This is a genomic window from Nonomuraea rhizosphaerae (assembly GCF_019396405.1).
Classification (GTDB): domain Bacteria; phylum Actinomycetota; class Actinomycetes; order Streptosporangiales; family Streptosporangiaceae; genus Nonomuraea; species Nonomuraea rhizosphaerae.
This window is the reverse complement of record NZ_JAHKRL010000535.1, coordinates 1-9,062: the sequence shown is the minus strand read 5'-3', so window position 1 is coordinate 9,062 and position 9,062 is coordinate 1. Positions and strand designations below refer to the sequence as shown.

General features: G+C 67.9%; 9 protein-coding genes. 6 read left to right on the top strand and 3 right to left on the bottom strand.

Annotation, left to right across the window (positions count from 1 at the left end; all coding sequences use genetic code 11):
- Positions 1-39: 39 nt before the first annotated feature.
- Together KME77_RS27815 and KME77_RS27810 are read left to right on the top strand one after the other, a co-directional pair.
- Positions 40-1,035 (top strand): LacI family DNA-binding transcriptional regulator, encoded by a 996-nt coding sequence (locus KME77_RS27815; protein WP_219471907.1) that lies wholly within the window; start codon positions 40-42, stop codon positions 1,033-1,035.
- 431 nt (positions 1,036-1,466) lie between these two features.
- Positions 1,467-2,510, top strand: a complete 1,044-nt coding sequence (locus KME77_RS27810; RefSeq protein ID WP_219471906.1) for a nucleotide kinase domain-containing protein — start codon at positions 1,467-1,469, stop codon at positions 2,508-2,510.
- On the opposite strand, the gene KME77_RS27805 is transcribed toward KME77_RS27810, so the two are convergent.
- Complete coding sequence (locus KME77_RS27805) at positions 2,413-3,108, bottom strand: MazG C-terminal domain-containing protein (protein WP_219471905.1); 696 nt, start codon at positions 3,106-3,108, stop codon at positions 2,413-2,415. The genes KME77_RS27810 and KME77_RS27805 overlap by 98 nt on opposite strands.
- 280 nt (positions 3,109-3,388) lie before the next feature.
- On the opposite strand from KME77_RS27805, the gene KME77_RS27800 reads away from it, so the two are divergent.
- Together KME77_RS27800 and KME77_RS27795 are read left to right on the top strand one after the other, a co-directional pair.
- Positions 3,389-4,672: a helix-turn-helix domain-containing protein gene (locus KME77_RS27800; RefSeq protein WP_219471904.1), complete on the top strand. Its 1,284-nt coding sequence runs from the start codon at positions 3,389-3,391 to the stop codon at positions 4,670-4,672.
- Positions 4,673-4,839: 167 nt separating this feature from the next.
- Entirely contained in the window at positions 4,840-5,316 is a 477-nt protein-coding gene (locus KME77_RS27795) for a hypothetical protein (protein ID WP_219471903.1), read from the top strand.
- On the opposite strand, the gene KME77_RS30125 is transcribed toward KME77_RS27795, so the two are convergent.
- Positions 5,258-5,830: an ArsR/SmtB family transcription factor gene (locus tag KME77_RS30125; RefSeq protein ID WP_219471902.1), complete on the bottom strand. Its 573-nt coding sequence runs from the start codon at positions 5,828-5,830 to the stop codon at positions 5,258-5,260. The two genes, KME77_RS27795 and KME77_RS30125, sit on opposite strands and share 59 nt — an antisense overlap.
- 270 nt (positions 5,831-6,100) lie before the next feature.
- Here KME77_RS30125 and KME77_RS27785 point away from each other — a divergent pair, with 270 nt between their 5' ends.
- A complete protein-coding gene (locus KME77_RS27785; RefSeq protein WP_219471901.1) occupies positions 6,101-7,375 on the top strand; it encodes an ATP-binding protein in 1,275 nt (424 codons plus the stop codon).
- A 39-nt stretch (positions 7,376-7,414) separates the two neighbouring features.
- Here KME77_RS27785 and KME77_RS27780 read toward each other — a convergent pair whose 3' ends face one another.
- A complete protein-coding gene (locus tag KME77_RS27780) occupies positions 7,415-8,191 on the bottom strand; it encodes a CPBP family intramembrane glutamic endopeptidase (RefSeq protein WP_219471900.1) in 777 nt (258 codons plus the stop codon).
- Between the two features lie 126 nt (positions 8,192-8,317).
- Here KME77_RS27780 and KME77_RS27775 point away from each other — a divergent pair.
- On the top strand, positions 8,318-9,062 hold a 745-nt coding region (locus tag KME77_RS27775; protein ID WP_246610859.1), incomplete at its 3' end, for a sensor histidine kinase.

Below are 9,062 nucleotides of genomic sequence, written 5' to 3'. Positions count from 1 at the left end.
GACATGGAACCCCACCCCGCCCCCCGGGGCGGGGCGGCGATGAGGCGGCCCACGCTGGAGGCGGTCGCCGCCCGCGCGGGCGTCTCCCGCGCCACCGCCTCCCGGGTCGTCAACAACCAGACGACGGTCGCCCCCAACATCCGCGACGCCGTCCTCCAGGCCATAGACGAACTCGGGTACGTACCCAACCCGGCGGCCCGAAGCCTGGTCACCCAGCGTACGGACTCGGTGGCGCTGGTCGTCTCCGAGCCCCCCACCAGGGTCTTCTCCGAGGACCCGCTGTTCGCGACGGTCATCCGCTCGGCCAGCGTCGAGCTGGAGGGCGCCGACAAACAGGTCGTCCTCATGCTCGCCTCCTCCGCCAAGAGCCACGCGCGCGTGGAGCGTTACATCGCCGGCGGCCACGTGGACGGCGTCATGCTCATCTCCATGCACGGCGCCGACCCCCTCCCCACCGCCCTGTCCCGCCTGCGCGTCCCCGTCGTCTCGTACGGCCGGCCCGCCGTCCCCGTCGACATCCCGTTCGTCGACAACGACAACGTGGGCGGCGCCGAGACCGCCGTCCGCCACCTGGTCGAGTCCGGCAGACGCCGCATCGCCACCATCGCCGGCCCCCAGGACATGATCGGCGGCCAGGACCGCCTCACCGGCTACCGCAACGTCCTGCGCGACTCCGACCGCCGCTCCATCGTCGCGGTGGGCGACTTCACCCGCGAATCCGGCGCGATCGCCATGCGCCAGCTCCTGGGCGACGACCCGTCCCTGGACGCCGTCTTCGTCGCCAACGACCTCATGGCCGTCGGCGCCCTGCAATCCCTGCGCCAGGCGGGCCGCCGCGTCCCCGACGACGTGGCGGTGGTCGGCTTCGACGACATAGAAGCCGCCAAATACACCGAACCCCCACTGACCACCATCCGCCACCCGGTGGCCGAACAGGCAGCCGCCATGGTCCGCCTCCTCCTCGGCCTCTTCACCGGCGGCCCCCCAACCCCCGTCATCCTCCCCACCGAACTGGTCATCCGCGAATCAGCCTGACAAGCTCGGACCTACGCTCCCCAGGGGGCTCCCGCCCCCTTCGACCCCCAAAGGCGTGGCCTTCGCGATGCTCAGACGCTCTTATCCGGGGCTTCGCCCCAGGCGGGGGCCTGCCGGCCCCCGCACCCCCGGACGCGATCCCGCTGCCACGCGAGCCCCTCCTGGAGATGTGGCCCGGACGAGGCCCGACCGGTAGCGCCCAGTGTTGCCGGCCCTTGGCAGTCCACAGCAAAAGCGTATGGCCGCGCTCGGGCAGAATCCCCAGAGAGTCGAGGGGAATGGCGTTGAGAACTGCTAGGCAGAGGATGCGACATCGGAGCACCGGTCCGCGGTTCAAAGCCTGTCACGCACACATCTCTCTCGACGGCTCGCGCAGCCCTACCCTGCGCGATCACGCCTGCCTATGGTGATCACTGCGCTACCGTTCGTCGGTGGACAACGTCCAGATGTCGCTGCTCGACCTGACGCCTTCCAGCGCGACGCACCCGCGGAAGGTGGGTAGACGTACGATCCAGCTCAGATCTGATGTGTTCGACGCCTACTGGCGTTTCGCCGCCGAGCGGCAGCAGGTCTTCCACCGTCGCGCCGCCGGTGACCCACCGCCCTGGACAACGGACCCGATCATCGGCCGGCACAAGTTCACCAACGTCTACAGGGCGGCCGACCGTGTTTCGCAGGCGCTGATCCGAGACGTCATCTACACCGGGCCGCAGGACATCGAGGAGTTGGTGTTTCGTGTCCTCCTGTTCAAGATCTTCAACAAGATCGAGACGTGGGAGCTGCTCACGGCTGAACTGGGCGGCCCGCTCGCGTGGGACAGGTACGACTTCGCGACCTACAACCGGGTGCTGGGCGCGGCGATGGACCGTGGTGAGCGCATCTATTCGGCGGCCTACATCGTCCCGAACCCTGGTTTTGGCGAGGAGCGTAAGCATGGCAACCATCTACGGCTGCTCGAACACGCGATGGCCTCGGCATTGCCGGAGCGAATCGCCGAGGCCGCCGGGCTGCGTGAGGTGTACGAGCTGCTGCTGGAGCTGCCGTCGCTGGGGCCGTTCCTGGCCTACCAGTACGCGATCGACCTGGCGTACTCGCCGGTGGTCGAAGCCGATGAGCGGGAGTTCGTGGTGGCGGGCCCCGGGTGCCTGGACGGGATCAGCAAGGTGTTCGCCGACACCGGGGGCCTGCCCGCGCAGGAGATGGTGGCGTGGATCGCCGATGTCTCGAATGAGGAGTTCGACCGGCTCGGCCTGGACTTCGGTGATCTGTGGGGGCGCTGGCCGACGCTGATCGACTGGCAGAACGTGTGCTGTGAGGTGTCGAAGTACACCCGGGTCAGCCACCCAGGCGTTGCCGGTGTGTCCGGCCGGACCCGGATCAAGCAGGAGTTCCGGCAATCGCCGGGAGGTCTGGAGTTCCGATTCCCGCCGAAGTGGAAACTGCCGGCGGAGCGGACGGCGCAGCTGCGGTCGTAGCCAGGACTGGCTGCCAGTGCAGCGACCGGGCATGCAGGTCGCCGTACAGGATGCCGCCGTTGTGATGCCACAGCGCGCGCATGCAGGCGATGCCGGAGCGGATGGCGTGCTCCAGCTCGGCGCGTGAGCAGCGGGCGACCTCCAACCCGTACGTCATTTCCTGTACAGCGTCGAGCAGGTCGCCGTCGACACTCTGGTCGGGCTCGAACCAGTTGCGCCGACGAGCGCGGCAGAATGTCGCCCAGGCGATCGCCTCATCAGCCACAGCAGCTCGGCCGCCATCCTCGACGTGGTCGAGGTGAGGGTTGCTGCGCCGCTTCAGCTTGGCGAGACCCCGGAAGATCGGCGACCAGCCCAGGCAGACCGCGTGCGCCAGGTGGAGGGCGTCATGCCATCGATACCCGATCTCTTCCTCTTCCCAGGCGTTGTCGGTGAGCGGATCACCGACGTGGAAGCCGTTGACGACCATGCGCACGGCTGTGCCGTACACGCTGGTTCGGGGGAGAAAGACGGCTTCGATGCGGCGCGGGAGCTGTTCGCCGGGAGGGAAGTCGTCGTCGAAGAGCGGTGTGCTGCCGTGCGGCGAAAGCAGAGTCATGGATGGCTCCGTCCTGGGTTGGGGACTTCCCTTCCAGGGCAGCGCGGCGGCGCCCGCGCGGACAGTTTCTGCGCGCCTCGTGCAAGGGCATTTGCACTCCTTGCATACGCGCGTGGCGCGTGGGCACCCCGCTGTCACTCTCTGTCCAGGGCACAAATCGCGATCGCGTGACTACAATGTGATCATCTCAAGTAGGCGGATGGCTACCGTGGACTATCGAAAGCCTCCTGCTCCATCTGCTCGCCTTCGGGCCGCCATCATTCGAGGCGACTCCGCTGCCGTGGTCCGGCTCGCCCGCCACGCCTGTGGTTGGACCCAGCATCAGCTCGGCGAGCGCATCGGTTATTCGGCGGCCACAATCTCCCGGCTGGAGACCGGCCGGCAGATCCTGCACGACATTGCCACCCTGCGGCTGCTCTCCCGCGAACTTCGCATCCCACCTGCGTGGCTGGGCCTGTCCGCGTTGCCGGATGGCGACACGCCTACCCCGAAGCCTCCCCCTGTGGTGGAGCCGCCCGTTAGGGTTGGGGCCGATGAGGCAGGGGAGGACGCCGTGGAGCGACGCCGATTTCTCACGCTCGCCAGCATCACCGGCACTGCGCTTTTCGCGGCGGAGCCTGCCGACGCCGCCACCGTCATCCACCGCCTGGAACAGGTCCTGACCGGCCCTGGCCTTGATTCGGTGCCCACCGTTGCAGCCGTCGATGACCTACGCCGTGCACTCACCTCAGCCAAGACGATCTTCGATGCCTGTCACTACGGTCATTTGTCGGCAGGGCTGCCCCGCATCATTGCCGCCGCGCAGCACAGCGCCGACCAGACCGACGGTCGTTGCCGCGAGCAGTTGCTCGCACTGCTCACTGACGCCTATGCCTTGGCCTCCGAGCTTGCCGTCAAGCTGAATCAGGATGGCATGGCGTGGGTGGCGGCCGATCGGGCGCTGAGCGCCGCCCACCGGTCCGGCGATGCTGTGGCGATCGCGGCCGCCGCCCGTAGCGTCGCCATCGCGATGCGCCGTCAAGGCCGCCATGACGGAGCCGTCGATCTACTCACCCGCAACGCGCTCGCCTTGGACGCCAACAACAGCGACGCGCGGGAGGTATATGCGGCGATGTTGTGCACCGCCGCATATACCTGCGCCCAGCACGACCAGCGCGCCCGCGCCTTGGACCTGATCGGCGAAGCCGAGCAGGCTGCCGCCCGCCTGCCGGACACCAGCCAGCGCGGACGATTGCCCACCTCAGCCAACGTCGCGGTGTACCGCATCGGCATTCACACTGCCCTCGGTGACGCCGGTGCTGCGCTCGATCATGCCCGTACCGTGGATCATCGGCGGCTGCCGACCCCGGAAAGGCGCGCCCGCTACTGGATCGACACTGCCCGAGCGTGGGAAGCATACGGACGTTCCGACCAGGCGGTGCACGCATTGCGGGCGGCCGAACGCGCCGCCCCTGAAGAGATCAGCCGCCCTTCGGTTGCGGCGTTCGTATCCGGCATGCTGTACGGCTCCGGCTCCACCCCTGCGTCCCTGCGCGCCCTGGCCGTACGAAATGGCATTGTGTGAGTTCGTCCACTTACACCGCAGACGCGGCTTAGGACGATCACATTCACAAGCACGTATTTAGCCTGCGTGATCTCGGAACATCCGCAGACGCGGGGCTGACCTGGAGCCGTCCTGAGCCCTGATCGCGAACTCCGGACCACCCCTGCGGGCTTGGTGATGGTCCGGAGGTGCCGGACGACCCGTACCGGTCGCTGTACTGCCGTGCGTTCGACCTCGACGAGGCGGACTTGTTCGGTGAGGGTGCGAATGATCTGCGCGATGACGAGATCGACACCCTTGAGCTGGCTCGCCGGGGCGAGGTGAGCGACGTGGGTCACGAGACGCTGGAACGGTTGGAGCGCGTTGTGGATGACCTCGCAGTCGCGTACGCCGGTACCGCGCCGATGGCGCTGCTCGATCGGACACGCCGACACTTGTCATACATGGCGCGGCTTGTGGACGGCTGGAAGACGCTGGCCGAGCACCGGCGTCTGCTGGTGCCGTCGCAGTACTGGCGGGCGGCGGAGGTAATCACGTCGGTCGAAGCACGTCGTCTGCCCGAAGCCGGTGAGTTGCGTGAGGCTGTGCTCCGGTGGTTGTGCTTGGTCATCCCGGGTCGGGAAGGTCGAAGGGAAGACCGAGCGGGGGATCGGTGGCCAGGTTGACCGCGGCGGCGAGGATCGTGAGGACCTGGCTCAAGGCCTCGGGCGCGAACTCGTAGTCACCGCGCCGCCGTTGCTTGATCAGCCTGGCGCTCTGCAGCGCGCGCAGGTGGTGATAGAGCTGGCCGCTCGTGCTCTGCTCGCCGTCGCCGCCCAGGGCTTCCTGGAGGTCGGCCCGGGTGCAGCGGCCCTTCCGCATGAGCGCGCCGAGCAGCGCCAGCCGGGGCTGGCTGCCGAGGGACTCCAGGACGGTGGCGACAGGCCCCCAGTCGGCTGACAGCAGCTCGGTGAGAGGGACCTCTCTGGCCCAAAAACGCTCGCCGTCGGGCAGCCGAACGGCTCCCACGTAGGCGACCGTCCCGGAGTCGTTCTCCTGTTCCGCCTGGCGGCGCATTTCGTGGATCACCCCCATGAGGGACGGCGAGTCCGCTGGGCGTTTCGGTGGGGCGGAGGGGGCGGCCAGCTCCTCCAAGCGGGCGATGCGGGCCTCTAATGCGGCGAATCTGTCCTCGCTCACGGCGCTCTCCTACGTTCTTCCGTAATTACGGCTTAGCGTACAAAGCTGGCTTTGGGTATGGCAACGCTCCTCGGTATGAAGATCTCGGCGGATGCTCAAGCGACTCCGTCAGAACGCTCACGTGACCTCCGGCAGAACGCCCATGAGGGGAGCGGCAGAACGCTCACACAGGTAACGGCAGAACGCTCACGAGAGCAGCGGCAGAACGCTCACACAGGCAACGGCAGAACGCTCACGTAGGCACATCTAGCTGCGATAACATAATTGACCGTGACGTCCACCGATCTTTATCCTCGCCGCGCCCAAACCATGGCATGTGAAGCGCTCGCGGACACCCGCGTAGTCGTCGTCAATGGAGCCCGGCAGGTCGGTAAGAGCACGCTTGCCAGCTTGATCACCACTCAGGCGAATGATCCTCGCCAGCTCTACCTGGACGACCCGGCGAGCTTGGCCGCGGCCGAGGAGGATCCCGTCGCCTTCGTCCGGCACGACGGCCTTCTACTGATCGACGAGATTCAGCGAGCGCCGCAGCTCCTCCTGCCGATCAAACATGAGGTTGACCGAGACCCGAGGCCAGGCCGCTACCTCCTCACCGGTTCCGCGCGTCTCCTGGGGCTACGCGATCTCCCGGACGCCCTGCCGGGCCGTACGGAGACCATCGAACTGTGGCCACTGTCCCAGGGGGAGATCGACAGTGAGCCGGATGGGTTCGTGGATCATGTCTTCACGCATGACATCGACGCCACGATGCGTCCTTGTGCGCTCAACAAGCGTGACTACGTCGACAGAGCGCTGCGTGGCGGCTATCCGGAGGCGATCCGGCGCGACCCAGGGCGTAGGCGCAACAAGTTCTTCGACTCGTACATCACTGACCTGGTGACTAGGGACGTGCGCCAGATTGCCGACATCGAACGTCCGGCGGAGATGCGCCGGCTTCTGAGTGTCATCGCGGCACGCATGGGAGGGCTGGCCGTGGTCCAGTCTATCGCGGGCGACGTGGGGCTTCCCAGAGCGACGCTCTCTCGCTATCTGGACCTACTGGAGTTGGTGTTCGTCATCAAGCGCGTACCGGCCTGGTCGTCGAACCTCACTCGCCGCGCGATCTCCACCCCCAAGCTGATCGTCACGGACAGCGGCCTCGGCGGCCGGCTCATCGGCATGTCACCCGAACGCGCCAGGGACGTCACGGCCCCTGTCGGACCTCTTCTGGAGAACTTCGCGATCGGCGAGGTGGCCCGCCAGTTGACCTGGGCCGACGAGCCCGTTCAGTTGTTCCACTACCGGGACCGCGACCAGGTGGAGGTCGACATCGTCCTGGAGCACGCGTCCGGCGAGGTGGTCGGGATCGAGGTCAAGGCCGCGGAGACTGTGCGGCGGGACGACTTCCGGGGCCTGCGCCACCTGGCCGACCGCCTGGGTGCGAGGTTCCGGGCCGGCTTTGTCCTCTACACCGGAGAGCAGTCGCTGGCTTTCGGGGAGAAGCTCCGAGCACTCCCCATGGCGTCCTTGTGGACGCTCGGAGCCGCCCCCGAGAACGACCGATAACCGACTGACGGCCGGGACGCCGGAGCTGGAGCAGTTCGGTCAGGCCTTCACCTGACCGGCGGCAGTGGACTGGTCGTCCCACCTCACTCCCTGCCCCCGGAGCAGCACCACCCCTGCCACCCCGAGCGTGATCATCATCAGCACGAGCTGCACCCCGAAGTGCACCGGCTGAAGGGGGAGCACCCGCATGCCGATGTGGAACCCCCAGTGCACGCCGACCGCCATCCACACTCCGCCGCCGCGCAGGCGTGCCGCTGTGCAGGTGAAGCCGAGCACTATGGCGGTGACGACGAAGAGCAGCCGTTCCGGGATGGTCTGCGCGGGGCTCTGGGAGACGATGTGCAGCGCGCCGAAGCCGACGGAGGAGATGATCAGCACCGTACGCGGTGACAGCCGTGCCAGCAGGGTGTCGGCCAGGTGGCCGCGCCACAGCAGCTCCTCCGGGAACGCCTGGTTGAGCAGGACGATGAGGAACACCAGCGGCAGCCAGACCAGGTCGGACACGTTCACCGGCGTCCAGGTCACGGCGCCCACGGCGAGGGAGAGCCCGTTGGCGACGAGGATCGGCACCAGGCCGGCGGCGACGCCGATCAGGATGTGGGACGGGCGGTGCCAGCCCAGGGCCGACCACGGCCGGCGGTCGAGGAAGCGGCGGATGAGGAAGACGAGCAGGAGCCCGGCGAGCGTGACGCCGACGGCGGCGAGTGGCTGGCGCAGCACGTTGTCCCTGCTCAGCAGGCTCGCGGGGAGGCTGCCGGCCAGGACCTGGGCGAACATGGCCACCACGACGAGGAGGACGGACCAGATCGGTTTCATGCCAGGCACGGTAGGAACGCGGTGGTCGTCCGCACATCGAGCCGGAGACGGATCTCCGGCATGACCAACGTCATGGTGCCTCGGGAGGGATCACAACGCCACCTGGGGAATCGTAGGGTTTGTCGCATGCCATGGCTGCGGAACCCGGATCGTCCGATCCTGTTCAACTGGGTGTTCTGGCTGGTGCTGGGGGCGGTGGTCCTGGTCAATGTCCAGACCGCCGGAATGGCGTCGGCCCGTGCCCTGTTCGTCCTGAACGTCGCGCTTGTCATCGGCCTGTGGCTGGTGCTGCCGTGGAGTTCCGGGGGACGTCCTCGCTTCGCCGCACTGGCGTTCCTGCTGGCGACGTTCGCTCTGGGGCTGACGGGGTCGGCGGCCACGCACATGCCGTTGACCCTGCTGGCCATCGCCAACCTGGCGTTCGTCTACGGTGTGCGCACGGCCACCGCCATCCTGGCCGGGCTGGCGGTGCTGATGGTGCCGGTGCCGCTGGTCGTCGGCAGGCCGCTGCTGGGTGCGCTGACGGAGATCGGGCTGTTGGCGGTGATAGCGGCGTTCGTCCTGGGGATGGCGTCGGCGGTGCTGCGTGCCAAACGGCTCGCCGAGCGGGTCAGGGAGCTGACCGTCGCCGAGGAGCGCGGCCGGATGGCCGCCGAGATGCACGACTCGATCGGCCACCACCTCACCGTGATCAAGGTGGGTCTGGAGAACGCCGAGCGCTTCCGCGACCGCCGCCCGGAGGCGGCCTGGGACGAGGTGCGCCAGGCCAAGGAGCTCACGGCGGCGGCCCTGGCCGACGCCCGCCGGTGGGTACGCGCCCTGCGCCCGCTCGCGCTCGACGGCCACCTCGGCAGCGCCGCGCTCAAGCGGC

Bases quoted from the DNA above. Each gene is read 5' to 3' on its own strand.
- KME77_RS27815 (WP_219471907.1), top strand. From the start codon at position 40: ATGAGGCGGCCCACGCTGGAGGCGGTCGCCGCCCGCGCGGGCGTCTCC.
- KME77_RS27805 (WP_219471905.1), bottom strand. From the start codon at position 3,108: ATGACTCTGCTTTCGCCGCACGGCAGCACACCGCTCTTCGACGACGAC.
- KME77_RS27780 (WP_219471900.1), bottom strand. From the start codon at position 8,191: ATGAAACCGATCTGGTCCGTCCTCCTCGTCGTGGTGGCCATGTTCGCC.